This window comes from Campylobacter sp. RM9333 (assembly GCF_020137705.1).
Classification (GTDB): domain Bacteria; phylum Campylobacterota; class Campylobacteria; order Campylobacterales; family Campylobacteraceae; genus Campylobacter_E.
In genome coordinates, this window is the sequence record NZ_JACGAY010000006.1 from 41,998 (window position 1) to 68,760 (window position 26,763).

Sequence of the window (26,763 nt, forward strand, 5' to 3'; positions counted from 1 at the left end):
ATATTCTCCTTATAAAGCCAATAACGCAGTTATGATTAAATTCGCACCCGCAACAGGTAATAATATCAAATAGCTCATTCTCATAACTTGATCAGCCCTTAAATGTGGGAAAGTCCCCCTAGCCCAAAAATACCAAGAAAATACAAAGCATATTTTTAAAATCATAGCAATAGCGCCTGGTATGAAATAAAAATCGTTATATCCACCTAAAAATAATAAAGTAATCAAAATTGAGCCTAAAATCATACTAGCGTATTCACCTATAAAAAACATTCCCCAGCGAAGACCACTATATTCAGTGCCATAACCTGCAACTAATTCAGGGTCGTTTTCTGCTAGACATAAAGGAGTTCTGTTTGTTTCAATAAAAATTGCTATTGTAAATAAAACAAATGCAATTGGTTGTTTAAATACTAACCAAGATAAAATTCCACCTTCTTGATAAGCGTTAATATCAACTAAGCTCATAGAACCAGTTAATAAAACAACAGCTAATAAGCAAAGACCACTAACGCCTTCATAAGATATGATAGTAACAAGCCCCCTAGCACCACCTATTAAAGGATATTTACTAGAACTTGACATACCACCTAAAAATATAGCATAAGCACAAAGTGATGAGCATCCAGCAATGTATAAAACTGCTATATTTACATCAGCAATAATTGGTTTTATCGTATGCCCAAATAATGTAAATTCAGGAAAAATCGGCACAGCAGCAAAAGCCATAAAAGCACAAATTGCTGATACTAAAGGAGCTACTTTAAATACTTTACTATTTGTCATATATGGAATTAAATCTTCTTTTGTAAATAATTTAATCATATCAGGAACAATTTGTAAAACACCAGCAGGTCCTACCATATCAGGCCCAAGTCTTCTATGAACATAACCTAAAACCTTTCTTTCTAAATAAGTTGCAAATCCAGCTAATGAAGCAAAAATTGCAATTACTAAAAGACATTTAATCAGCGTAACGATTATAAAAAACATAGTCTCACTCATAGCTAATTTCCTTTATATTTAACGCATAGTAGCGTCTTGTTTTAAAGAATTTATAAGGATTAATCTTATCATCAAAAGTAGGTAAATAAGCACCATTTTCAATATTCTTATCTAAAACTACTTTTATAATAATTTCATCTTTATCATCATAAATCTTAACCATAGAATTTTCTTTTAAATTATGTTTAGCTAGATAATCTTTACTTGCGTAAAGTGAAGCACATTCGTTAAAAAAGCTTGATTTATTAGTATATTTTGATAGATTTCCAATTGGATTTGCAAGTATTACAATATCATCTTTTTTACATTCGCAAATTGATTTTATATTTTGTGGAATTTGATTATCTTGTTTTAAATTCTTTACAAACTCACAAGTATCAATTAAATACCCACGATGATTATTTCCTGCATTATCATAATGATTTGTCAAATCATCAAAAGCAATATTTAAAAAGCCTTTATCTTTAGGTAATTGCTCTGTATATTCAATCGTATAAAGTGCATCTAATCCAAGAGCATTTGCTAAATCATTTAAATAATATCCTTTAAATTTAAGTGCAGCATTCGTAGGAACAAGCCTTTTATCATAATTTACAAATGTTCCTTCTTGCTCAAGTAGATTTGAACTAGCAAGATTATTATGCTCATCATTTGAGAATGAGAAATCTCCACGCTCATTATATCCTAGAGTAAAACCATCACTAGCTTTACTTAATTTACATAATAAACTTACACCTAAAGTATTAGTGCGTGGTGGGATTAACATAACTTTAAAATCAGTTAATTTTTGAATATTTGCAAGTAAATACGCTAAATATTTTGCATTTTCATGGTAAAAATAATCATTTCCGATAATTAAAGTAAAATTAGCTTTTTTAAGTAATAAATCTTTTAATTTATCTTCATCAAATCCTAATTCTTTAGCTAGGCTTGATTTTTTGATTGTTTCTTGCTTTTTCTCTTTAATCTCATTGCCTTCAGCATCTTTACTTTTAACTTCTACTTCAATTTGTTCTTCATAAAAAGCGTCTTTGATATATGCTAAATTCTGCGGCAAGTCTTTTGCAAAATATTGTAAAATAAATTCTAAAACTTGAGCTTCTTTACCATAATCACAATTTACACTTACGAAATTCTTAGCAATTTTTGAAAATTTTGTATCTTTAATAGGATGAAAATAAAGCCCAGCACCCTTATTCATAACAATTGCATTATTTACCTTATAAGATAAAGTAGGATTATCGTGTCTTAAAAAACTTCCTGCAATTACGATAAAATCAGATTTTTTAACATCATCACTACTTGCATTATAAAAACTACCTGAATGAGCGCAAAAAGTCTTTAAGAAATCTTGAAAACATAAAGCTTCATTATTTACTAAATTAAAGCCATATTTTTGTCTAAGTAATTCTAAAATATATGCTTCTTCATTTGTTATATAGCTATTAAATTTCACATTTTTAATTTTATTATCTTTAAACAACGATACTAAGCGATTAAACTCTACTTCATCTTTACCTTTACAATCACTTGCTATATCATAAGCAAATCTTGCAGCCTTATTTAAAGTAGTAAAATGAAAATCATTTGAAACTCTATAAACCACCTTAGTATTATCTTTAATACTTTTTTGTTTAACATCATAATACATAAGCTCACAATCACTACTATGTGGATTACTAGCAGGTATGCGAGTAAGTTCCCAAGCATTTGAGCGATATTGAAAATTCTTATTAATAATTGCACCAGTCGGACAAACACTAACACACTCAGCACATTCTTGACAATCTAAAGTTGTTCCATTTTGTGGAGCTATTAGTGATTTTTGAAATTTTGTCCAAACTGCATAAGCATCTTTACTCATAGTATCTTTAAAATCTTTATCAGGTGCATCTCCACCACGAGCTATAGTTTTTAACTCACTATCTCCGATTTTGTCCTTACATACGGTAATACATCTTTCACAAACTATACAAAGACTTGGGTCATATTGTAAAGCACCCCAATCTTGATGTCTTCTATCTATTTCTTTTATCCAATGATTTTGAGTATCTACTTGTGCTTTATGCGTGAAATTCTGTAATTCACATTCTCCACTTTTATCACAAACTCCACATTGTAATGGGTGATTTATGCAATAAGTTTGCATAATAGCATTTCTTTCGTCCCATAATTCTTTAGTATTGCTTAATACCTGCATTCCATCTTTTACTTTAGTATTACAAGCGTATGAGCGTTTGCCATCAATTTCAACCATACACATTCTGCAAGCTAAAGTTGGACTGCAATCATTTAAATAGCAAATTGCAGGTATGAAAATATCATTAGCACGAGCAACTTGTAAAACATAATCGCCATCATTAGCTAAGCATTCTTTACCATTAATGTTAATTTTCATTGCTTACTCCTTTAACCACGCAAGGACTAAACGCATAAGCATTATCTTTTTTACTTAATGCAAATAATCCTTTTAAACTATTATCAATTTTTACTTTCTTTTTTAATATTTTAGTTTTTGTTTTAATTTCTACTAAATCAAATTCTTTAATTTTTGCAAGATTTGCAAAAGCTGGACTTACTATAAAATCATCATTATCTAAACATTCATATAAAATAAGCCCATTATTATCATCTAATTCAACCAACTCAACATCTTTTAATTCATAATCAAACATAAGTTTTAAATCAAAATGTTTAGCCAATTTACTTGCAAAATAATATATATTTTTGTCTTTATGATAAAGCAAATTACTATCTAATAAAATTAAATCAGCACTCTTTAAAAATTCTAAAATCTCACTAGCTTCTTCTTCTCCAAAACAACTCTCAGCACTAAGTTCGCCTATATCAAATTCGCTTAAATTAAGCATAGTGCAAAACAATGCTAAAACATAGCTTTCGGTTCCTAGTTCGCATTTATAAAATTTTTGTTTTAATCTCTCATCGTAAAAACTACCGATATTTACTATTTCATCTTGGCTAAAATGACTTAAGACTTCTTTACTTGCATAATTTAAGAAGCTTAATATTTTCATTTTGCTTCCTTTTTAATAACTATAGTCCAATCACTTTGATTGAACTTAAGTGAGTTCATCATCTTACAATTATTATTAGCTACAAATTCATAAGATTTATCAATATTAGAAAAATCTCCGATTTCAAATAAAACAACCAAAACTTCATTAGCTTTAGCATTATCAATATGAGTTTTTAAATCAGCAAATAAATCTTTACTTTTTCTAAGGTCAATTCTTCTCATCTATCAATCTCCCCTAAAACAATATTTGTTGAACCCATAATAGCCACAACATCAGCCACATATGTTCCAACCAAAAGCTCTTCATAAAACGAACAATGCCAAAAACTAGGAGTTCTAGCTTTAAGACGATAAGGTCTAGTTGAACCATCACTTTTAATAAAATATCCAAGCTCTCCTTTAGGACTTTCTGTTGGCACATATACATCTCCAACAGGTGGGCGAAGACCTTGAGTAACTAATACGAAATGCTGCATTAAAGAATAATTTTGGGTCATAATTTGTTCTTTACTTGCACTTACAAATTCTTTATTGTTGCAAATTAATTCAGGAGAACTCTCTCTATACATAGGCACTAATTGTCTAAGTATTTTTACACTCTCACGAAACTCTTGCATATAGCATTTATATCTTGCGTAAGTATCTCCTTGGTTTGCAAAAGGAACACCAAATTGAACTTCATTATAAAGTAAATATGGCTCTTCTTTTCTAATATCCCATTCAATTCCACTTCCACGAAGCATTACTCCACTACAACCCCAGCTTAATGCTTGTTCTTTTGTAACAACCCCAACGCCTTCTGTTCTAAGACGCCAAATTCTATTATCATCAAGTAAGGTTTCATAATCTTTTACATCGTTTAAGAATTTATCACAAAATGCTAATAATTCTTGAGTGAAATTAGCTGGTAAATCAAGCATTGCACCACCTATTCTCATAGATGAATGCGTAAGTCTTGCACCACAATATTTTTCTATTAAATCCATAACATATTCACGCTCTCTAAAGCAATATAAAAATACAGTCATTGCTCCAATATCAAGTGCGTGAGTTGCAAGCCATAATAAATGACTAGCAAGTCTATTTAATTCTAATAACATCATTCTAATGATTTGAGCTCTTCTAGGAATTTCTAAACCACAAAGCTTCTCAACAGCTGCTACATAAGCATAGTTATTTGCACTTGCTGCTACATAATCCATTCTATCAGTAGTTGGAATAAATTCTTGATAAATCATATTTTCAGCCATTTTTTCCATACCACGATGCATATAACCAATCATTGGAGTGCATTTAACTACTTTTTCCCCATCAAGCTCTAACACTAATCTTAAGTTTCCGTGTGAGCTTGGGTGCTGAGGACCAAGATTTATAATCATTCTGCCATCTTCTTTACTAAAGGCTACATTTTCATAATAAGGTTTTAACTTTGATGGTATTTGCATTATCTTCTTCCTTCTATGAATTTTGAATCAGCACGCTTAACTTTCTTAACAAACATTACGCCTTCATCTTCTTGATATTCTTGTTTATAAGCAATACTAATAGGCTCAGCTCCTTTTGGAACTTCGTGATAAATTCTAGAAAAATTATTTGTATCATTACAATCAACTCTTCCTGAATCACGATTTTCAGGCCCTACAACTTCACGATATTCCTTACCAAAAATTCTATCTATTTCATACCATTTGGCAAATTCATCTCCTTCTAAAGGATAAGATTTTTTAAGTGGATAATCAAACCAATCATCAGGCATTAATAGTCTTTTTAAATTAGGGTGATTAATAAAATTTACACCTAACATATCATAAGCTTCTCTTTCAGACCAATTTAAACCCTTAAATACACAAACTCCACTTTCAATAGTTTCATCTGCCTTACAGGTTGTAACTATTCTAAGCCTTTGTTTTTTATTCATATTTAATAAAAGATATTGAACTTCATAAGAATTATCTTTAGCTAAATAATCAGAACAAATCAATTCAGTAAAAGTTGTAAAACCTAAATCTTTAGCCTTTCTTAAAGCCTTTAAATTATCTTCTTTATTGATTATCAAAACTGCAATATCAAGCTCAATAAAAGAATTTAAAATAGAAAAATTATTATTAAACTCATCAAATAAATATTCAAATTCACTACCTTTTATATCAATTTTAGTAGTTTGTGGTGCGTGATAAAATCTATCTTTGTAGTAGTCTTGCTTTTGCGCATTAATCTTGTCTTTATATTCTCTCATTACACCAACCTTTTTGCTGCTATTTTTTTAGATATTTTTTCTTTTCTAATTTTCTTTTGAAGTATCATTAAAGCAAATTGAAAACTTTCAGGGCGTGGAGCACAACCAGGAACATAAATATCAACAGGAACTATCCTATCAACACCTTGAACCGTTGAATAAGTATTAAACATACCACCAGTGTTTGCACAACTACCAACAGATATAACCCACTTTGGATCAGGCATCATATCGTATAATCTTCTTGTAAATTCTGCATGTTTTTTACTAAGAGTTCCAGCTACAAGCATTACATCGCTATGTCTTGGACTTGCTCTAAAAATAGTTCCAAATCTATCAAAATCATACCTTGAACCACCACCAGCCATCATCTCAATAGCACAACAAGCAAGACCATAAGAAAATGCCCATAAAGAGTTACTTTGACCCCAACCAACTAACTTATCTACCGAAGTTAAAGCTATTGGCATTCCATTTGTGTTTAATTGATGCTCTGCCATTGTAACGCTCCTTTTTTATACGCATAGATAAAACCAACTAAAAGTAAAACAAAAAAACAAACCATTTCAATCAATGCAAAAAGTCCTAATTGCTTATACATTAAAGCCCAAGGATACATAAAAACAACTTCTATATCAAACAAGATAAAAATTAAAGCAAAAATAAAAAATTGTGAATTTATTTTAACTGCTTGTTTTTGCGGTAAAGGTCCGCACTCATAAGGTCCTAAGCCTAATTTTTTTCTATTTTTTCTAGCTAAAGAATTTCCTATTGTTTTTGCTAAAAAAACTAGTCCAAAAAATAAGCCTGTAGCAATAACTAACATTGCTAAAATGCCGAAATACTGAATATCCACATCTGAACTAGACATTTTAATTCCTTTCAAAATTTTTTTGGATTTACTAAAAAATAATTCGTAAATGATAGTGAAAAAAACTTAATTATTTCTTGTTCTCAATTAAGGTTAAAAGTATTAAAACTTTTTTAAGAAAAATATTATATAATCACGACTTTTTAATAAATTTTTTGAAAGGATGAAACGTGCCTACCATAAATCAATTGGTTAGAAAAGAACGCAAAAAAGTGATTGTTAAATCAAAATCACCAGCGTTAAAAGATTGCCCACAAAGACGTGGCGTTTGTACAAGAGTTTATACTACAACTCCTAAAAAACCTAACTCAGCGTTAAGAAAAGTTGCAAAAGTTAGATTAACAACAGGATTTGAAGTTATTAGTTATATTGGTGGTGAAGGACACAACCTACAAGAACACAGCATCGTTTTAGTGCGTGGCGGAAGGGTTAAAGACTTACCAGGTGTTAAGTATCACATCGTTCGTGGTGCTTTAGATACTGCAGGTGTTGCAAAGAGAACAGTTTCAAGATCAAAATATGGAACAAAAAGACCAAAGCCAGGTCAAGCAGCAGCTCCTACAAAAGGCAAAAAATAAAAACGAGTTTCACAGATTTGCAGCTTAGATATGCGGCATAATTTGAGTAAATTATAATTTAAAGTTGAAGAGGAAAAAATGAGAAGAAGAAGAGCACAAGTTAGAGAAGTTCTAGCTGATCCTATTTATGGTAGTAAAGTAATTACAAAATTTATTAATTCATTAATGTATGATGGTAAAAAATCTATTGCTACTGAAATTTTATATGGTGCGATTGATTTAATATCGTCTAAAAATAGCGAAGTTAAAGGTATAGATATATTTAATGATGCTATTGAAAATGTAAAACCTGTTTTAGAAATTAAAGCACGCCGTGTTGGTGGTGCAACTTATCAAGTTCCTGTTGAAGTTCGCCCTGTTCGCCAACAAGCGCTAGCAATTCGCTGGATTATTCTAAACGCTAGAAAAAGAAGCGAAAGAACAATGATTGAAAAATTAGCAGGTGAGTTAATGGATGCAGCAAATAGCAAAGGTGCAGCATTCAAGAAAAAAGAAGATACTTACAAAATGGCAGAAGCGAACAAAGCATTTGCACATTATAGATGGTAAAAAGGAGTTAAAATGGCAAGACAAACTCCTTTATCTCGTGTTAGAAATATTGGTATTGCTGCGCACATTGACGCAGGAAAAACTACAACATCAGAAAGAATTTTATTCTTTACTGGTATGAGTCATAAAATTGGTGAAACTCACGAAGGTACAGCTACAATGGACTGGATGGAGCAAGAAAAAGAGCGTGGTATTACAATTACTTCAGCTGCTACAACTTGCTTTTGGAAAGACCACCAAATCAACCTAATTGACACCCCAGGCCACGTTGACTTTACTATTGAAGTTGAGCGTTCAATGAGGGTTTTAGATGGTGCTGTATCAGTATTTTGTTCTGTTGGTGGAGTTCAACCACAAAGTGAAACCGTATGGAGACAAGCAAATAAATATCATGTTCCAAGAATAGTATTCGTAAATAAAATGGATAGAGTTGGAGCAAATTTTTATAATGTTGAAGCACAAATTAAAAATCGTTTAAAAGCTAATCCAGTTCCAATTCAAATTCCAATTGGCGCTGAAGACACATTCCGTGGTGTAGTTGATTTAGTAAAAATGGTTGCTTATGTTTGGGATGATGATAAAAAACCAACAGATTATAAAGAAATTGAAATTCCAGCTGACTTAAAAGAAAAAGCTGAAGAATATAGAACAAAATTAGTAGAAGCAGTTGCTGAAACTAGTGAAGAACTAATGGATAAATACCTAGGTGGAGAAGAATTAACAAACGATGAAATCTACAAAGGTATCAAAAAAGGTTGCCTTGATTTATCAATTATTCCTATGTGTTGCGGAACTGCATTCAAAAACAAAGGTGTTCAACCACTACTAGATGCTGTTGTAAAATATTTACCAGCTCCTGATGAAGTTGCAGATATTCGTGGTCAATACGAAGACGGCACAGAAACAAGTGTTAAATCAACTGATGATGGCGAATTTGCAGGATTAGCATTCAAAATTATGACTGACCCATTCGTTGGACAACTTACTTTCGTTCGTGTTTATCGTGGAAAACTTGAAAGTGGTAGTTATGCTTACAATGCAACAAAAGATAAAAAAGAAAGAATTGGTCGTTTATTAAAAATGCACTCAAACAAGCGTGAGGAAATTAAAGAACTTTATGCTGGAGAAATTGGTGCTATCGTAGGTCTAAAAGATACACTAACAGGTGATACTTTAGCAAGTGAAAAAGATAAAGTAATTTTAGAAAAAATGGATTTCCCTGATCCTGTTATTAGTGTTGCAGTTGAGCCAAAAACTAAAGCTGACCAAGAAAAAATGGGTATCGCACTTAATAAACTTGCACAAGAAGACCCAAGCTTTAGAGTTTCAACTGATGAAGAAAGCGGACAAACTATTATTTCAGGTATGGGTGAATTACACCTTGAAATTATCGTAGATAGAATGCTTAGAGAATTTAAAGTTGATGCTGAAGTAGGTAAGCCACAAGTTGCTTATCGTGAAACAATCCGCCAAAGTGTTGAGCAAGAATATAAATATGCAAAACAATCTGGTGGTCGTGGTCAATATGGACATGTATTCTTACGCCTTGAGCCACTTGAGCCAGGTAAAGGATACGAATTCGTTAATGATATTAAAGGTGGGGTTGTTCCAAAAGAATATATTCCTGCAGTTGATAAAGGTATTCAAGAAGCATTACAAAATGGTGTTTTAGCTGGATATCCTGTAGAAGACGTAAAAGTTACACTATTTGATGGAAGTTATCACGAAGTTGACTCAAGCGAAATGGCATTTAAATTAGCTGCTTCAATGGGCTTTAAAGAAGGTGCTAGAAAAGCTGGTGCTGTAATACTTGAACCTATTATGAAAGTTGAAGTTGAAACACCTGAAGATTATATGGGTGATGTAATTGGAGATTTAAATAAACGCCGTGGTCAAGTAAATAGTATGGATGAGCGTGGTGGAAATAAAATCATCGCAGCATTCTGCCCACTTGCTGAAATGTTTGGATATTCAACTGACTTAAGAAGCCAAACACAAGGTCGTGCTACATATTCAATGGAATTTGACCACTATAGTGAAGTTCCAAGAAATGTTTCTGAAGAAATCATCAAAAAAAGAAATATGTAATATCTAAACTAGGGATTTTAGTCCCTAGTTCTTCAAAAAATAATAATCAAATCTTTTAGTCCTCATAGCTCAGCTGGATAGAGCGTAGAATTCCTAATTCTAAGGCCACAGGTTCAAATCCTGTTGGGGACACCACTTAATATTGATTTTAAAATATATATTTAAGCTTCTAAAGTATTTTTTATAATTATTTTATATTTTATCTTTACTTATAAAAACATATAATAAGACTTAAAATATTTAAAAAATTACTAAGAAACAATCATAAATAAATAGCGAGTGATAAAGCATAAAACCTAAAAGGCACAAAGAAAGCGTTTCTACTATATTTATGTGAGATATAACCAATCTAATAATTTAACTAAATGTATAAGTGATTTTGCATTCTCTTTATTAATTACTATTAAAAAATACTCTTAATATTTTAAAATATTAATTCTAATATATTTAATCGTATTTAAGCACTAATTTTAAGCTTAATATATTGATTTGTATACTAAAATTGCAAATGCCAATGCAGTATAATTTATGTATTTGAATTCTAAAATGTTTAAATATATTATTTCCAATTAACTAAACTAGCAATTATCAAAAATCTTAAATATTCACGGATAAGACTATGATTATTAAATGTAACCAATATAGAGAAAATAATATTGTAATTATTAGCATATAAATTATAGCTTTATACCATAAGTTTAAATAAATATAAGAGCAGTTGCAATACTTGAAATAAAAAAAGCTTTTATTACAAATAAAAAACATATATTATAAATTAAATACTACAAACCTTATCTTTATTTTATAAATACTATCACTATACTTTTCTAATTTATAACATATACTTAAAATAATTATCTATATATTATTTATAAATAATTTAAAATAATACTTTTAAAATTTTATAAAATAATATATAAAAAATATATATTTATTTAAATTAATAGTATGAAAAACAATATTAATTTATTCAAATAAAATTAATAATTTAGGTAATTAATTAATAAATATTATTAAAAGATAATATATTTTATTTAATTATTAATATTAGTTAGTATAATTCAGTTTTAATTTATTTTTAAGGAGATTTTATGACTTTTACAAAACCTAGCGATAGGCGTTTGGCTTTATCTTTTTGGATTGGAATTCTAGCTGGAATATTCGGTGCTATTGTTAAATGGGGCTGGGAAGTGCCATTTCCACCAAGAAATCCTAATTTTGTTTGGCCTCTTGATGCATTAGAAAGAACAACTCCACCTAAAATATTTTTAGAACAAATTGGTATGCCTACTGATTTTACTTATATGTTTTCAGGTATGGATATGCCTTTATCAATTTTCATTGTTCATGTTGGATTTTCAATTGTATTTGGTGTTATGTATTGTATGATTGCAGAAATTTGGCCTCGTATTAAAATGTGGCAAGGTGCTGTATTTGGATTCTTCGTATATTTATTCGCGCATGTAATTGTAATGCCTTTAATAGCACAAGTTCCACCTTTATCACAAATTCCATTTGATGAACATTTATCAGAAATATTTGGACATATTGTATGGCTATGGGGAATGGAAATAGTAAGAAGAGATATAAGAAATAGAATTACAAAATCACCTGATATTGAATAAGCTTTACACACCTTTTTTAGGTGTGTAAATTAATTTTTATTTGCACTAGCTTTTATAGCTTTTATAAAAGCACTTCTAACAGCTTCATCTTCTAAAACATTAACACCTTTTATACTAACTCCAGCTGGAGAGCATACACCTTCTTTAATTAATGCTGGATGATTATTAGCAATTAAACTCTCAAAACTAGCAAATAATGATTTTACCAACTCATAAGATTTATCGTTTTTAAGCCCTATACTAACTCCACCATTAGCTAAAGCTTCAGCAACTAACGCTAAAAACGCAGGGGCACAACCATTAATGGCCATAGCTAAATTAAGCTCATTTTCATTCTCACATTCTATTGCTACCCCAAAACCTTTAATAATATTTAAAGCTAAATCAAAATATTTATGAGTTTTATCTCCTACATAAGTAGTGCAAGATTTATTGTATTCAGCAGCAATATTTGGCATAATTTTTAAATAATATTCAGATGCAATTACTTTTAAACTATCAATACTAATTCCTGCTAAAGGACTAATGATAATTTTTGCAGTTTTACCTAAAAATTTTTTACTAACTTCATCTAAATTATATGGCTTAAAGCATAAAATACAAATCTTATTAGTAATATCAAATTCTTCATAAGAAATACAATTTTTAATACCTACATTTAATTTATTTCTTACTACAAAAACCACATTAAAATTTGAATTCTCTAATCCTTTAGCAATAGCTTTCGCCATTTTGCCATTGCCAAGGATATAAATATTTTCATTCATTGCTTTAGTTCATTCATATTTTGTTGTAAGAAATTTTTAATCTTTTCTGTTGGATGATAGAATGGATATTGAGTTGGGTCTAAAATAATTTGTGCCATAGTGTTATTATCGTGGTTTAAAATCACTGGAGCTAACATATTTATAGTAGATTCTTCAACGCTTTTATTTAAAATCAAAATATTATAAATTTCAATATTTGAACTAGCTGTAACTTCAAGTAAAGCTTTGTAAGAAAGTGGCATATCAAATTCGTATTCTTTACAAATAGCATAAGGATTTAGCATAGTAAATGTAAAACCTCTACCATCAACACTCTTTAATCTCGCGAAACAATCATACATTTTTTCTAACTCTACTTTTGTAGTATCTTCAAAACCTAATATAGGAAACTTAACTTCAAATATCATTATTTCTCCTTTAAAAAAATATCCTAAGTATATAATAAATATTTAACATTAGAACTTATAATCGCCTTTTTAAAGGAAAATAAATGAAAAAACTTAATATTTTTTTACTAATTTTAACGATATTTTTTAGCGCTTGTGCTAGCAATAAAAAAGATATGTTTGATGATTATAATTTAAGCGATAGTGCTTGGTTAGAAAAAATCATTGAAAGTGTAAAAAAGAATGATTTAGAAAAAGCAGATAGTGATTATATATCTTTGTATAGCGAGCATATAAATAGCCCACTTTTAGCAAGTGCTATGCTAATTTTATCACAAGCACACGCAAATGAGCACGAGTATTTATTAGCAAATTATTACATAGATGAATATATAAAGCTATATGGTAATAGCCAAAATTACGAATGGCTAAATTATCTTAAAATTAGAAATAATTTTTATGCTTTTTCATTGCCTAATAGAAATCAATATTTACTTTTAGATTCAATTAAAGATGCTGATATTTTCTTGTCTACTTATAAGAATTCAAAATATACGCCTTTAGTAAATAGTATTAAGACTAAATTAAATCTTACTCAAATTATGCTAGATACTGATATTAGGAATTTATATAGAAGAATGGGACACGATATAAGCGAAGAAATCTATGATAAAAAGATTAAAGATAGTGATTTAAATGATATTAAATATATAAAACCAAGACTTCCTTGGTATAGAAGATTATTTGAAAGCAGCTACGCACTTTGATTTAGGAATTTAATTCCTAAATTTTATTTAATGAAAATTCCTTAACAAAAAATCATCATCAAGTCTATTAAAATCAATCGTTTTAATGCTTTGCTTTAGATTAGCAATATTTGGCACTTCTAGGAATTTTTGCAAATAATATTTATTTTTATAACCCTTTTTTCTTAAATACTCATTCATCTTAAGCACTTCATCAACGCTAAGTAAGTCAAAATGCCAAGTAGTTCTTATTTCAAATTCTGCTTTAAAATCTAGCAAAATATCTAAAGTCTTATCAAACTCATCAAAATAATCAAGCCCCGTAAGAGCTTTTAGTTTCTCTTTAGGGGCTTTAAAGTCAATAGCAAAATAATTTGCTAAATCATTTTCTAAAATATTTTTAATTACCTTAGGATTTGAACCATTACTATCAATTTTGATTAAATAGCCTAAGCTTTTTGCTAATTTTATATAATCTAATAAATTAGAAGAATTAGTGCATTCTCCACCACTAAAAACAACCCCATCAACCAAACCTACTCTACTTTCTAAAAAGCTTTTTAATTGATTCTTACTTACATTAGAAAAACCATTGATAATATGCTCGTTATAGCAATATTTACACCTTAAATTACAACCTGCAATCCACACTATGCAAGAGATATAATTAGGATAATCAATCACACTAAAAGGGGTAATATCATAAATCATTTGATAACAAACATTTTCCTTTCTTTATGTTCGCCTTTTTTGCCTAGATTAAAGCTTTCTACGGGTCTGTGATAACCCATTACTCTAGTATAAACCATACATTTTGTTCTTTTTTCATTATTTTTCATTCTTTCTCCTTTAATAATTCATCACATTTAGGGCAATACTCATGCTCTCCTGCAATATATCCATGTATTGGACATACGCTAAAAACAGGCGTTATCGTAAAATATGGCAAACGATAATTATTCGCTATTTTTTTAACCAATCTTTTACAAATTTCTTTGTTTTCTAATCTTTCTTTCATATAAAGATGAAGAACGGTTCCACCCGTATAAGCACACTGCAAATCATCTTGCATATTGAGTGCAAAAAATGGATCATCAGTGTAATTTACAGGTAGTTGTGTGCTATTTGTATAATAAATCTCATCACCATTTCCTGCTTGGATAATATCTTTAAATCTTTTTTTATCTTCTTTAGCAAAACGATAAGTCGTCCCTTCTGCTGGAGTGGCTTCAAGATTATATAAATTACCTGTTTCTTCTTGAAATTGCTTAATTTTTTCTCTAATATAATTTACTAATTTAATGCAAAAATCTTTTCCTATTTCTGAACTTATATCATAAGCATCATTGCTAAAATTCCTAAGCATTTCATTAGCCCCATTTATCCCTATAGTTGAAAAATGATTATTAAAACTTGGCAAATACCTTTTAGTATAAGGATAAAGCCCCCTATCATACATTTTTTGAATGAAAGCCCTTTTTAATTCAAGACTATCACGGGCTAAAACTAATAACTCATCTAAGCGTTTATAAAGACCCTTTTCATCTGCTTTATATAAATATCCCAAACGAGCTAGATTAATAGTAACTACACCAATACTTCCTGTCATTTCAGCACTTCCAAAAAGCCCACCGCCACGCTTTAACAATTCTCTTAAATCAAGCTGAAGCCTACAACACATAGAGCGAACCGCATTTGGTTTATAAGCATTTTCATCTTCTACTTTATTGCCAAACTCATCTAATTTATATTGTGAACCTAAGAAATTTTGAAAATATGATGAGCCCATTTTTGCTGTATTTTCAAAAATCGCATCGGCTACTTCGCTATTCCAATCAAATTCTTCAGTAAGATTTATAGTAGGTATTGGAAAGGTAAAGGGCTGATGGTTTTTATCGCCTTCGCTTAAAACTTCATAAAATATCCTAACAATTCTTTGCATTTCTTCTTCAAAATCACCATAAGTTAGCTCTTCTAGTGAGTTTTTGCCACGCATTTTTGCCTTTTGCTCTAATTCATCATCTTTTATGCCCTTAAAAAAATGAATATCATTAGTGGTTGGAAATTGATTTTTTAAATCTTGTGGACAAACTATGTCTAAAGTAATATTAGTAAATGGACTTTGTCCCCAACGAGCAGGAACATTTAGGTTATAAACAAAACTTATTAAAGCCTTTTTAATCTCTAAATCACTCAATTTATCTTTAAAAACATAAGGAGCAAGATAAGTATCAAAGCTTGAAAATGCTTGTGCCCCAGCCCATTCGCTTTGTAAAATACCCAAAAAATTAGCCATTTGCCCTAAAGCTTCTTTAAAATGCCTAGGAGCTTTGCTTTCAACCCTACTTCTTACCCCATTAAATCCTTCATTTAATAATACTCTTAAACTCCAACCCGCACAATATCCACTAAGACAATCTAAATCGTGTATATGAAAATCAGCATTCCTATGTGCTAAGCCCATTTCATCACTATAGACATTATCTAGCCAATAATTTGCAATAACTTTTCCTGCAGTATTATTTATAAGTCCTGCGTGAGAATAGCCTGTGTTTGAATTAGCATTAATTCTCCAATCGCTTTTGTTTATATATTCGCTTATTGTATTTGAGCAGTTAATATAAGTGCCATATTCTAGGTCTTTTTCACGACGAAGTTTTCTAGTGTGTCTATAAAGCATAAAGCTTTTCAATACTTCAAATTCTTTTTCATTAAATAGTGTTTTTTCAATTTTATCTTGTATTTCTTCAACGCTTACTAAGTCTTTATTCTCACACTCTTTAATAACTAAAGATATTAAAGAATTTGAAGCTTCTTTATTGCAACTTGCATAAGCTTTTTTGATAGCATTTTCTATCTTATAAGGTTTAAAAACTTCTTTTAATCCATTTCTTTTAAGTATCATTTTGATTGTCCTTTTTATAATGAATATTTTCATTTTATTTTTAAAAGTTAAAGAAAAGTTGCTACTAAGTTAAGCCAAAATCAAACTGAAACTTTAAAGTAATTAATAATAATTTTAAAATATTTAAAACATTTATAGTATCGGACTTTGTTTGATTTTGATAAAGAGAATTTAAAATAAGAATTTTTTAAAAATTTTAATTATTTGACTATTTTAATAATAATTATTATAAATAGTCAAATATGTTACATATTGTAATGATTTTAATTAATTTTTTACTTTATCTGGGTAATTTTGACACATTGCAATAATACCACCTGATAAATTAAGAGCGATTTTTTCTTTTTGATTTAAAAACTCACATAAAAACGCACTTCTTGCTCCGCTTCTACACATAATTACTAATGTTTTAGAATTATTTTTAATAAGCTCATCAAAGTCTTTTTTGATAATTTCTTCATCAGCTGTATTAAAATCTATAGGATAAAGTAAAGTATCTTCTAAACTAAATTCATCTATTTCTTCTTGAGTTCTAATATCTACTATTAAATGTTTGTCAAAATCTATATCTTTTGCATTGATATTTATATTCATATTTTATCCTTTGTGTAAATTCGTAACATTTTTTATCTAATTTATCATTAAAAATTATCAAAAAAATATTTTTTTGGTTATTATGAGTGAATATTATCTAAAAAAGGAAAAAAAATGAGCAGGTATTTTAAAAGCCTTATTTTTTGGGTTATTGTAGGATTAATCCTAGGAATTGTTGTTGGAGCCATGCCTCCTATTAAAATAGAAGCACTTGGAATAGAAAATCTAGCTATTTGGTCTAAAGTGTTTATTGATATGTTTATTAAAGCATTAAAGCTTTTAATTGGACCTATCATTTTTGTAATGATTATTCTAGGAATAGTTGGACTAGGAGATATTAAAAAAATCGGCGGAATTGGTGTTAAGGCTGTAATTTACTTTGAAGTAGTAAGCACACTTGCTCTAATCGTAGGTATATTTATGGCAAGAATTATGCAACCTGGAGTTGGTATGAATCTTGATATCAATGCTTTAGATGCATCAAGTGTTGATAAATATGTAAAAGCTTCTCAAGGTAGTGAAAGTAGTTTTTGGGGAGTTTTAAAAGGAGCAATTCCACAAGATTTAGTAAGCCCATTTACAGATGGAAAAACATTGCAAGTTTTATTTATAGCATTATTTACAGCATTTATTGTAATAACTTTAAAAGAACAAGATAGAGAATATATCAAAAAAGCCTTAGAAGTGTTCCAATCATTTGTATTTAAAATTCTTACTTTAATTATGTATTTTAGCCCACTTGCTACATTTGGTGCTATGGCTTATCTAATATCAAAATTTGGCTTAAGCTCACTTGTAAATATGGGATATTTATTATTTGTTATGCTTGCTGCTTGTTGTGTATTTATATTTGGAGTTTTAGGAATAATTTGTTATGTAGCTAAAGTAAATATATTTAAATTCATTAGATTTATAGCTAAAGAATTATTAATCGTATTTACAACAAGCTCAAGTGAAAGTGCATTATTACCACTTATGAAAAAATTAGAAAAAGCAGGAATTGATAAAAGCTGTGTTGGTTTAGTTTTACCTACTGGATATAGCTTTAACTTAGATTGCACAAATATTTATCTAGCTATGAGTGTAATATTTTTAGCACAAGCATTTAATATAGATATTAGCTTATGGCAAGAAATTACAATTTTACTTATATTAATGGTTACTAGTAAAGGTGCTGTTGGAGTAACAGGAAGCGGCTTTATCGTTTTAGCAGGAACTCTTAGCTCATTAGGAGATAATTTAATCCCTGTTGCAACAATCACCGTTTTATTAGGAGTTGATAAGTTTATGAGTGAGATGAGAGCGTGTGGAAACTTATGCGGTAACTCTGTTGCTTGCTTAATAGTTGCTATATGGAATAAACAAATAGATATGGAAAAATTCCGCTACGCACTAGACCACCCTAATGATTTTAAAATACAAGATTAGGAATACTTTTTGCTTTTGATATCCTGCAATATGAAAGGATATCAAATGCAAGTGTTAGAACAAGCTTTTTCTTTATTTGCTGTGCTAGTTTGCATAGCAACAATTTTTATTAAAAAAAATAATGAAAACCAAGAAAAATAAGGTTTTACCTGAATTAAGGAATTTAAAAAGGATTTAAATTCCTTAAAAATTAGAATAAATTATATATCTTCTTCGCCATTTCATTCTCAAGTATAGGTAATACTTCTTCAAGCTTAATATTTCTTTGTTTTGCTTTTGCATTAATTATTGTTGAGTTTTCAATGAAATCACTTTCGTAATTTTGAGATTTTGAATTGTTTTGTAATTTTAAAGATGAATTTGAATTTTTTATATCATAATTATTGTTTTGATTAATTACCTTATTTGCACTTCTTTGCTTAATATTAACATCAGCTTTTAATTCTATTGTATATTCTTCGCCGGTAATATTATTTATAATAGAACTTGCAAAACTTTTATTATTAGCAAAAGCAGCAAATGCTGGATTAATTGATTTTAAAGCATCTTGCTTTAATTCTTCTTCACTTTTTTTAGAGCATTCAACAATATTAGTGCTTACAATAAAAGTAGCATTAGTAGGTTCATTTAATATTGTATAGCCTTTATTTTTTAATCCTTCAATCAGTTTTAATTCAATATTTACATTACAATCACTAGTATTTTTTGCAAATACAAATATACTTTTTTTGCTTTTAGCAACTGGTTCAATAAAAATACTATTATTTAATTTAGTATCAAGCTCCAAAGAATTACTAGCACAAGCACCAAACATAAAACCAATACCAACAATACTTAAAATTGTCTTTTTCATAAAGGTTCTTCTAAAATAAATTAAACTTTTATTATATGGGGGGGGGGATTCTTAATATAAGCTTAAAATTTCTTTTAATAAATAGTTTTTTAAAGATATGATTAAATTAGATTTATGAAATGAAGTTAATAAAATAATTTAGGAATTTAAATAATAAAAAGCTCCAAAATTGGAGCTTTTAAAAGTGGTATTACATCATACCAGGCATTCCACCCATACCACCCATACCGCCACCCATTGGCATTTCAGGTTTATCTTCTTTAATATCGCTTATTGTAGCTTCTGTTGTAAGTAGCATTGAAGCAACGCTTACAGCATTTTGTAATGCTACACGCTCAACTTTAACAGGGTCAATTATTCCTGCTTCATACATATCTACATATTCGCCACTTGCAGCATCAAATCCTTTGTTTTCATCTTTGCAAGTTTCAATTGTATTTACGATAACTCCTGCATCAAATCCTGCATTTTCTGCAATTTGGCGAATTGGAGCTTTGATTGCACGGCGAACGATATTTGCACCGATTAACTCATCGCCTTCAAGATTTAGATTAATTCTATTTGTAGCGTGAATTAGTGCAGCACCACCACCAATTACTATACCTTCTTCAACAGCAGCTTTAGTTGCACTTAGTGCGTCATCAACTCTGTCTTTTTTCTCTTTCATTTCAGTTTCAGTTGCAGCACCAACTTTAATAACAGCAACACCACCACTTAATTTTGCTAAACGCTCTTGTAATTTTTCTCTATCATAATCACTTGTAGTTTCAGCAATTTGAGCTTTAATTTGATTAATTCTTGCATTAATTGCGTCTTTGCTACCTGCACCATTTACTATTGTAGTATTATCTTTATCAATTACGATTGAGCTAGCACTTCCTAAATCAGCTGCGTTTGCACTTTCAAGTGTTCTTCCCATTTCTTCGCAAATTACCGTTCCACCTGTTAAGATTGCAATATCTTCAAGCATTGCTTTTCTTCTATCACCAAAACCAGGAGCTTTAACTGCAGCTATATTTAAAATTCCTCTTAATTTATTTACAACTAAAGTTGCTAATGCTTCGCCTTCAATATCTTCAGCAACGATTAAAAGTGGGCGACCATTTTTTTGTGCAGTTTCAAGCACAGGTAAAATGTCTTTTAGATTTGTGATTTTTTTATCATAAAGTAAAATTAATGGATTGCTTAATTCGCAATTCATTTTATCAGCATTTGTGATAAAGTATGGACTTAGATAACCTCTATCAAATTGCATACCTTCAACAACGCTTAATTCATCATTGATTGATTTTGCTTCTTCAACTGTGATAACGCCATCTTTGCCTACTTTTTCCATTGCATCTGCAATTAATTGTCCGATTTTTTCATCACTATTTGCTGAAATTGTAGCAACTTGTGCGATTTGCTTTCTATTTCCTGCAACTGGTTTTGCTAAAGCTTTTAGTTCAGCTATAATTGCTTCGCAAGCTTTATCCATACCACGCTTAACTTCAATTGGATTTGCACCAGCTGTTATATTTCTTAAACCTTCTTTAAAAATTGCGTGAGCTAAAACGGTTGCAGTTGTAGTTCCATCTCCTGCTTGATCAGCTGTCTTACTTGCAACTTCACGAACTAAACTAGCACCCATATTTTCTAAAGTGTCTTTTAATTCAACTTCTTTTGCAACGCTAACACCATCTTTTGTAATAGTTGGAGCACCAAAACTTTTTTGAATTAATACATTTCTGCCACGAGGCCCCATTGTAACTTTTACAGCGTCACTTAATTTTTTAACGCCTTCATATAATTTATTTCTAGCTTCGTCTGAATAAAAAATTTCTTTTGCCATCTAAATCTCCTTATAAAATTCCTAAAATATCTTCAAAACTTAAAATTAAATATGTTTCATTATCAATTTTTAATTCGCTACCTGCGTATTTACCAAATACTACTTTATCGCCGATTTTAATATCGCTAATTTCTTTAGCAACTGCTACAACTTCGCCTTGTTGTGGTTTTTCTTTAGCATTGTCAGGTATAATAATTCCTGAAGCTGTTGTTTTTGTTTCATTTGCGCATTTGATTAATACACGCTTATTTAGTGGAGTAAAATTCATTTTTTCTTCCTTTCTTGTGGTTTATCACTCTAATTCTTTGAGTGCTAAATTATAATTAAAATAAGTTAATCAAATCACTAAATGATAAAAAATAACTAAAGAAACTTTAGTGAAAATAGCTCAAGTTTATTTATGAAGAAAACGAAAGGTTGTATTATGAAAAAAGTTATTTATTCGCTCCTTGCTTTGATTTTAATAATTGTTATAGGGGCTTATTGTGTGTTATTTACAAGTTTTGGAAATAATTTCGTAAAAAATATAGCAGAGAAAAAAATCAATGAAAATTCAAATATAGCAGTTAAAATTGAAGAATTTGAATTGAGATTTTCAACTATTAATTTAAAAGTTTTAGTTAATGGAATGCTTGAAGCAGCAGTTAATGGAGATTTTTCACTATTATCTCGCAATCTTAATATAAATTATGAATTAAATGGAAAAAACCTAGAAACCCTAAAAATCACCGACCCTTTAAACATTAAAGGCAATATAAATGGTAGTTTTAATAATTTTAACATAGATGGAAAAGGTGTTATTTTTACTAGCCCACTTACACTTGATGCAAATATAAAAGATTATTTTCCAACTAAACTAAATCTTAATGCTAATAATTTAGATGTAGAAAAATTAAGCAAAATCGCAAATGTTGATTATGCAAGTGGATTTATCAACCTAAATGCAAATGTTGATGAATTTGATAAAGACAAACTTGATGCAAAAGCTTTAATTAATATTTATTCAGAACTTAAGCTAAAACCAAGTATCACAAAAGAATTTGGAATTGACATTTCAAGATTTGGTAAGGTTATAATTGATTCTAAAAATACTTATAAAGCTAATGAAATTACTCCAAATATCAATGTAAAATCAAATATTTTAAATATTACAAGTGATTTTAAACCTATAAATCTTAATAAATTAGAAGTTCAAGGGCAATTAGTTACAAGCCTTACTGAATTAGCTTTCATAAATCCTAATTTAAATTCTGATTTAAAAATCACTTCGCAAATTAATTTTAAAAATAAATTAGCAAATATAAATTCTATAGTTAGTGGTAAAAATATAAATGCAAAAGATTTAAAAATCACTCACGATTTATCTAATAGCAAAACTGCAATTAATACTGATTTAAGAGCTAACGCAGGACTTTTAAAACTTAGTGGCGATGAAATAATAAATCTTAAAGCTAGTGCTAATTTAGATAAAAATGGTTTAGAAAATGCGAATGTAAATGGTTTATTATTAGGTGCAAAATCAGATATAAAAATGGGTAGAAATGATTTAGTAGCTAATATTGAAGGTCTAAAATCTCTAGCTTTATTAGGCTTGCTAAATCAAGATAAAATGTTAGATGCAAATATTAATATAAACGCAAAATTAAGCGATTTAAAAAACCTAATAGGCTCGGCAAATCTTAATATAAACGGAAAAACAATCCCAAGTTATTTCAAAAAAGAATATGATTTAGAGATTAATTCAAAAGTATTAGCAAACGCTGATATTAAGCTAAATGGTGCTGATAATATCAGTTTTGACGCTAAATTAAATACTGATTTAGTAGATAGTTTTAACGCAAATGGTAATTACAAAAAAGGCGTAGCAAACGCAAATTATGATGCGAGTGCAAATCTAGCTAATTTTAACGCTTTACTTAATAAAAATATGAGCGGAAATGTAAAAGTTGATGGGAATTTAACTTTTGATAAGATATTAAATCTTACTTTAAACTCAAAAGAATTCTTTGGCGGTTCATTAGCTGCTAAGCTAAATGGGGATAAATTTAACGCTAATTTAACTAGCGTAGCTTTAGATAATCTTGCAAAATCTTTTGATTTAATTGATATTTATAAGGCAAATATCAATGGGAATTTAGATTATGATTTAAAAAATGCTAATGGAAAATTAGTTGCAAATCTTGGAAAAGGACATTTAAAATATCACAAAACTATAAAATTAATTAATACGATTTTAAATACTGATATTACCCAAGTTATTTTTGATAAAGGCGATGTATTAGTAAATATTAATAAAAATCTAATTGATTATAATGCAAAAATTAGTGCAACAAGTGCAAAAATTGAAGTAAATAATGGAACATATAATACTCTTACAAAAAGTATCAATGCACCTGCTCTTGTAGCATTTAATAATAATGAAATTAAAGGAACATTTTCAGGTGTAAATGATGATGTTAAATTCATTCCTGATGCAAAAAATACTATAGAAAATGCTGTAAAAGTATTAGATAAAATAACAGGCAAAAATAATGGTGAAAAAATAAATGAAACATTAAAACCTGCTGAAAATCTTCTTAAAGGATTATTTGGAGGTAAAAAATGATTGCAAGATATTCAAACCCTGAAATGTCAAGTATTTGGAGTGAAGAAGCTAAATTTAATGCTTGGCTAGAAGTTGAGCTTGCAACTTGCAAGGCGTTTAATAAAATAGGTGTAATTCCTAATGAAGATTTAGAAAAACTATATAAAAATGCTAAGTTTGATATAGCAAAAATAAAAGAAATAGAAGAGCAAACCAAACACGATGTAATAGCCTTTACAAGAGCATTATCACTTAATTTAGGCGATGAGAGAAAATGGGTTCATTATGGACTAACAAGCACTGATGTAGTAGATACTGCACAAGCAATTCAACTAAAAAAAGCAAATGAAATAATAAAAGCTAATTTAGAAAATCTTTTAGATATTTTAAAAGAAAAAGCAAGTCTTTATAAATATACTCCACAAATAGGAAGAACTCACGGAGTTCATGCAGAGCTTACTACTACTGGGCTAAAATTTGCTTATTTTTACGAAGAAATCAAAAGAAATTATGAGCGTTTTATAAACGCTAGTGAAGAGATTAGAGTAGGAAAAATTAGCGGTGCAGTAGGCACTTATGCAAATGTTCCACTAGAAGTAGAACTTGATATTTGTAAAGAGCTTGGATTAAATGTAGCAAATATCAGCACTCAAGTTTTACCTAGAGATTTGCACGCAAATTACATAAGCGTGTGTGCGTTGATTGCAAGTGCACTTGAGCGATTTGCTACAGAGATAAGACACCTTGCAAAAACTGAATGCGTAGAAATGCTTGAATATTTTAGTGAAAATCAAAAAGGCAGCTCTGCAATGCCACATAAGAAAAATCCAATAGGAAGTGAGAATATTTGTGGTCTTAGCCGTGTGATTAGGGGGTATTTAATAACTGCTTACGAAAACATAAATCTATGGCACGAGCGTGATATTAGCCATTCTAGTGCAGAGCGAATTATGCTTCCTGATGTAACGATTTTGCTTGATTATATGCTAAAAAGATTTAGTTCTATTGTAAAAAATCTTATGATTTATCCTGAAAATATGAAAAGTAATTTAGATAAATCTTATGGATTAATCTTCTCTCAACAAGTGCTTTTAGCCCTTATTCAAAAGGGTTTAAGTCGTGAGATGGCATATGATTTAGTGCAAGGACTAACTAAAAAGGCTTGGAGCGAAAAGCTTCAGTTTAAAGAATTATTAAAAAATAGCAAAGAAATTTGCGAAATCTTAAGCACCGAAGAAATTGAAAATGCTTTTTTAGTTGATTATCATCTTAAAAATATTGATAAGATTTATGAGCGTTTGGGATTGTAAAAAATAATAGGAATTTCAAATTCCTATTATTTATCTCATTTTAAAACTAATTTTTTAGCTTTATTTGTTTCTTTAATAACTTTTGATAATTCTTTATATATTCTTATAAATATAATTTGTAAATTATTATTTTTCATTCCTATCTCTTGCTTGCTTCATTTAATAAAAAGCTTGACTATGCTTACACTTAAAATATATTCATTACTTTTATCATCATAAAAAAATACAAAAATTTAAAAAATATATATTTTGCTTAATCATTTAAATGATATTATATAAAAAATATATTTGTATTAAGGATATGGTATGAAAGTAGAAGAAATAAAAACATTTTGTAAAGAAAACAATCTAACCTACAAAGAATTAGCAGAAAAAATTGGAATGAGTGAAGGGAGTTTAAGAATTGCAATTGCTACAAATAGAATAAGCACAAGAACCATAGCTGCTATGAATTTGCTAAAAAAAGTTTATAAACTAGAAAATGAATTAAAAGACTTCAGAAAATTAAAAGAAATCCTATCAAACTAACAATATTAAAAAACTTTTACAAATAATCTTAGATTTAAATTCCACTAAAAAATTAAACCAGCATTTAGCTGGTTTAAATTAGATTTTAAATTTACCCAATTCTTCATCAAGTTTGATAGTCATCTTAGATAAATGCTCACTTGCTCCTGCTACTTCTTCTACGCTTCTAGCATTTGAATTAGCGATTTTGTTAATTTGCTCAATTTGAGTTATAACACTACGAATAGTCTTAGCTATATCTTTATATTCATTTACGCTATTTTTATTAGCACTAATGCTTGTTTGAACGATTAAAGAGTTTTCATTAACCACTTCTTCTAATTGAACACTAGATTTTGAAATATTTGAAATATCTTGAGCGTTCTTTTCCATTTCTCCACACGCATCATTTACTGATTGAACTACCACACCTATTGTTGTATTTATTTCTGCAAGGCTTTTTTGCGTTCTTTCAGCTAATTTTCTAACCTCATCAGCAACCACAGCAAATCCACGACCATGCTCACCCGCACGAGCTGCTTCAATAGCTGCATTTAATGCTAATAAATTAGTTTGGTCTGCTATATCGTTTATAACATTTAAGATATTTTTAACTTCTTCTGTGTGTTGGCTAGTTTGATTTAATTTATTTGATAATTCAGTGGTTTGTAAAGATTGATTTTCTAGCACTGAAACAAGTTTTAATATTTGATTTTTAATAATATCTAAATTATCACTAGCTGTTTCAAGTTGTTTTGAACTCTCTTCAGCGTGTTCAACGGTAACATCTATATCTTTTAATATAGCTTCTCCTGCTTTAGTAGCACAACCTATTATTGTAGTTTCTTCTTCTACTTGCTTAC

General features: G+C 29.2%; 27 protein-coding genes and 1 tRNA gene. 10 read left to right on the forward strand and 18 right to left on the reverse strand.

From position 1 onward, the window contains the following. Nucleotides 1-9: 9 nt before the first annotated feature. Genes nuoH through AVBRAN9333_RS03780 form a run of 8 tightly spaced genes read right to left on the reverse strand, consistent with a single transcriptional unit; the run spans nt 10 to nt 7,149 of the window. Complete coding sequence (gene nuoH, locus AVBRAN9333_RS03745) at nt 10-1,005, reverse strand: NADH-quinone oxidoreductase subunit NuoH (RefSeq protein ID WP_214117479.1); 996 nt, start codon at nt 1,003-1,005, stop codon at nt 10-12. Next, complete coding sequence (locus AVBRAN9333_RS03750) at nt 998-3,403, reverse strand: NADH-quinone oxidoreductase subunit G (protein ID WP_336609448.1); 2,406 nt, start codon at nt 3,401-3,403, stop codon at nt 998-1,000. Before AVBRAN9333_RS03750 ends, nuoH begins: the two co-directional genes overlap by 8 nt. Further along, a complete protein-coding gene (locus tag AVBRAN9333_RS03755) occupies nt 3,393-4,040 on the reverse strand; it encodes a hypothetical protein (protein WP_336609449.1) in 648 nt (215 codons plus the stop codon). The genes AVBRAN9333_RS03750 and AVBRAN9333_RS03755 overlap by 11 nt, the downstream gene beginning before the upstream one ends. Next, nucleotides 4,037-4,264: an NADH-ubiquinone oxidoreductase subunit E family protein gene (locus AVBRAN9333_RS03760; RefSeq protein WP_214117482.1), complete on the reverse strand. Its 228-nt coding sequence runs from the start codon at nt 4,262-4,264 to the stop codon at nt 4,037-4,039. Before AVBRAN9333_RS03760 ends, AVBRAN9333_RS03755 begins: the two co-directional genes overlap by 4 nt. After that, on the reverse strand, nt 4,261-5,487 hold the full coding sequence (gene nuoD / locus AVBRAN9333_RS03765; RefSeq protein WP_214117483.1) for an NADH dehydrogenase (quinone) subunit D: 1,227 nt from the start codon (nt 5,485-5,487) through the stop codon (nt 4,261-4,263). Before nuoD ends, AVBRAN9333_RS03760 begins: the two co-directional genes overlap by 4 nt. After that, nucleotides 5,487-6,278 carry an NADH-quinone oxidoreductase subunit C gene (locus AVBRAN9333_RS03770; protein WP_336609450.1) on the reverse strand — a complete coding sequence of 264 codons (792 nt, stop codon included), beginning with the start codon at nt 6,276-6,278 and terminating at the stop codon, nt 5,487-5,489. Before AVBRAN9333_RS03770 ends, nuoD begins: the two co-directional genes overlap by 1 nt. Then, nucleotides 6,278-6,778, reverse strand: coding sequence for a NuoB/complex I 20 kDa subunit family protein (locus AVBRAN9333_RS03775; RefSeq protein ID WP_214117485.1), 501 nt, complete (start codon nt 6,776-6,778; stop codon nt 6,278-6,280). Before AVBRAN9333_RS03775 ends, AVBRAN9333_RS03770 begins: the two co-directional genes overlap by 1 nt. Continuing rightward, nucleotides 6,760-7,149, reverse strand: coding sequence for an NAD(P)H-quinone oxidoreductase subunit 3 (locus AVBRAN9333_RS03780; RefSeq protein WP_214117486.1), 390 nt, complete (start codon nt 7,147-7,149; stop codon nt 6,760-6,762). Before AVBRAN9333_RS03780 ends, AVBRAN9333_RS03775 begins: the two co-directional genes overlap by 19 nt. A 170-nt stretch (nt 7,150-7,319) precedes the next feature. On the opposite strand from AVBRAN9333_RS03780, the gene rpsL reads away from it, so the two are divergent. The 5 genes from rpsL (at nt 7,320) to AVBRAN9333_RS03805 (ending at nt 11,989) form a co-directional block, all read left to right on the forward strand. Further along, nucleotides 7,320-7,727 carry a 30S ribosomal protein S12 gene (gene rpsL, locus AVBRAN9333_RS03785; protein WP_214117487.1) on the forward strand — a complete coding sequence of 136 codons (408 nt, stop codon included), beginning with the start codon at nt 7,320-7,322 and terminating at the stop codon, nt 7,725-7,727. Nucleotides 7,728-7,805: 78 nt separating this feature from the next. Beyond that, nucleotides 7,806-8,276, forward strand: coding sequence for a 30S ribosomal protein S7 (gene rpsG / locus AVBRAN9333_RS03790; RefSeq protein ID WP_336609451.1), 471 nt, complete (start codon nt 7,806-7,808; stop codon nt 8,274-8,276). 12 nt (nt 8,277-8,288) lie between these two features. Further along, on the forward strand, nt 8,289-10,364 hold the full coding sequence (fusA, locus tag AVBRAN9333_RS03795) for an elongation factor G (RefSeq protein ID WP_336609452.1): 2,076 nt from the start codon (nt 8,289-8,291) through the stop codon (nt 10,362-10,364). Between the two features lie 58 nt (nt 10,365-10,422). After that, nucleotides 10,423-10,499 (forward strand) — tRNA-Arg (locus tag AVBRAN9333_RS03800). 956 nt (nt 10,500-11,455) lie between these two features. Beyond that, nucleotides 11,456-11,989: a YagU family protein gene (locus AVBRAN9333_RS03805; RefSeq protein WP_214117490.1), complete on the forward strand. Its 534-nt coding sequence runs from the start codon at nt 11,456-11,458 to the stop codon at nt 11,987-11,989. Between the two features lie 29 nt (nt 11,990-12,018). On the opposite strand, the gene AVBRAN9333_RS03810 is transcribed toward AVBRAN9333_RS03805, so the two are convergent. After that, entirely contained in the window at nt 12,019-12,756 is a 738-nt protein-coding gene (locus tag AVBRAN9333_RS03810; protein WP_336609453.1) for a pyrroline-5-carboxylate reductase, read from the reverse strand. Further along, nucleotides 12,753-13,163, reverse strand: a complete 411-nt coding sequence (fliW, locus tag AVBRAN9333_RS03815) for a flagellar assembly protein FliW (protein WP_214117492.1) — start codon at nt 13,161-13,163, stop codon at nt 12,753-12,755. Before fliW ends, AVBRAN9333_RS03810 begins: the two co-directional genes overlap by 4 nt. Before the next feature lie 83 nt (nt 13,164-13,246). On the opposite strand from fliW, the gene bamD reads away from it, so the two are divergent. Then, nucleotides 13,247-13,909: an outer membrane protein assembly factor BamD gene (bamD, locus tag AVBRAN9333_RS03820; protein ID WP_214117493.1), complete on the forward strand. Its 663-nt coding sequence runs from the start codon at nt 13,247-13,249 to the stop codon at nt 13,907-13,909. 27 nt (nt 13,910-13,936) lie between these two features. Here bamD and AVBRAN9333_RS03825 read toward each other — a convergent pair whose 3' ends face one another. From AVBRAN9333_RS03825 to AVBRAN9333_RS03840, 4 genes are all read right to left on the reverse strand, one after another. Then, nucleotides 13,937-14,599 (reverse strand): anaerobic ribonucleoside-triphosphate reductase activating protein, encoded by a 663-nt coding sequence (locus tag AVBRAN9333_RS03825; protein WP_336609454.1) that lies wholly within the window; start codon nt 14,597-14,599, stop codon nt 13,937-13,939. Further along, complete coding sequence (gene nrdD / locus AVBRAN9333_RS03830) at nt 14,596-14,727, reverse strand: anaerobic ribonucleoside-triphosphate reductase (RefSeq protein ID WP_214117495.1); 132 nt, start codon at nt 14,725-14,727, stop codon at nt 14,596-14,598. Before nrdD ends, AVBRAN9333_RS03825 begins: the two co-directional genes overlap by 4 nt. Further along, nucleotides 14,724-16,793 carry a ribonucleoside triphosphate reductase gene (locus AVBRAN9333_RS03835; RefSeq protein ID WP_284454203.1) on the reverse strand — a complete coding sequence of 690 codons (2,070 nt, stop codon included), beginning with the start codon at nt 16,791-16,793 and terminating at the stop codon, nt 14,724-14,726. Before AVBRAN9333_RS03835 ends, nrdD begins: the two co-directional genes overlap by 4 nt. 267 nt (nt 16,794-17,060) lie before the next feature. Then, the gene (locus tag AVBRAN9333_RS03840; protein WP_214119739.1) at nt 17,061-17,387 is read right to left on the reverse strand and encodes a rhodanese-like domain-containing protein; all 327 of its coding nucleotides are present in this window, start codon (nt 17,385-17,387) and stop codon (nt 17,061-17,063) included. A gap of 114 nt (nt 17,388-17,501) precedes the next feature. Between AVBRAN9333_RS03840 and AVBRAN9333_RS03845 the strand changes: the two genes are divergently transcribed. Then, on the forward strand, nt 17,502-18,815 hold the full coding sequence (locus AVBRAN9333_RS03845) for a cation:dicarboxylate symporter family transporter (protein WP_214119738.1): 1,314 nt from the start codon (nt 17,502-17,504) through the stop codon (nt 18,813-18,815). A 190-nt stretch (nt 18,816-19,005) separates the two neighbouring features. Here AVBRAN9333_RS03845 and traT read toward each other — a convergent pair whose 3' ends face one another. The 3 genes from traT to groES form a co-directional block, all read right to left on the reverse strand. Then, nucleotides 19,006-19,668, reverse strand: coding sequence for a complement resistance protein TraT (traT, locus tag AVBRAN9333_RS03850; RefSeq protein WP_214119737.1), 663 nt, complete (start codon nt 19,666-19,668; stop codon nt 19,006-19,008). A 190-nt stretch (nt 19,669-19,858) separates the two neighbouring features. Beyond that, on the reverse strand, nt 19,859-21,499 hold the full coding sequence (gene groL, locus AVBRAN9333_RS03855; protein WP_214119736.1) for a chaperonin GroEL: 1,641 nt from the start codon (nt 21,497-21,499) through the stop codon (nt 19,859-19,861). 10 nt (nt 21,500-21,509) lie between these two features. Further along, nucleotides 21,510-21,767 carry a co-chaperone GroES gene (gene groES / locus AVBRAN9333_RS03860; RefSeq protein ID WP_214117500.1) on the reverse strand — a complete coding sequence of 86 codons (258 nt, stop codon included), beginning with the start codon at nt 21,765-21,767 and terminating at the stop codon, nt 21,510-21,512. 156 nt (nt 21,768-21,923) lie between these two features. Between groES and AVBRAN9333_RS03865 the strand changes: the two genes are divergently transcribed. The 3 genes from AVBRAN9333_RS03865 (at nt 21,924) to AVBRAN9333_RS03875 (ending at nt 25,921) form a co-directional block, all read left to right on the forward strand. Next, nucleotides 21,924-24,104, forward strand: coding sequence for a hypothetical protein (locus AVBRAN9333_RS03865; protein ID WP_336609455.1), 2,181 nt, complete (start codon nt 21,924-21,926; stop codon nt 24,102-24,104). Beyond that, on the forward strand, nt 24,101-25,393 hold the full coding sequence (gene purB, locus AVBRAN9333_RS03870) for an adenylosuccinate lyase (protein WP_336609456.1): 1,293 nt from the start codon (nt 24,101-24,103) through the stop codon (nt 25,391-25,393). Before AVBRAN9333_RS03865 ends, purB begins: the two co-directional genes overlap by 4 nt. Before the next feature lie 306 nt (nt 25,394-25,699). Continuing rightward, entirely contained in the window at nt 25,700-25,921 is a 222-nt protein-coding gene (locus AVBRAN9333_RS03875) for a helix-turn-helix domain-containing protein (RefSeq protein WP_214117503.1), read from the forward strand. A gap of 78 nt (nt 25,922-25,999) precedes the next feature. On the opposite strand, the gene AVBRAN9333_RS09560 is transcribed toward AVBRAN9333_RS03875, so the two are convergent. Beyond that, the gene (locus tag AVBRAN9333_RS09560) at nt 26,000-26,590 is read right to left on the reverse strand and encodes a methyl-accepting chemotaxis protein (protein ID WP_442862227.1); all 591 of its coding nucleotides are present in this window, start codon (nt 26,588-26,590) and stop codon (nt 26,000-26,002) included. Nucleotides 26,591-26,763 lie beyond the last annotated feature (173 nt).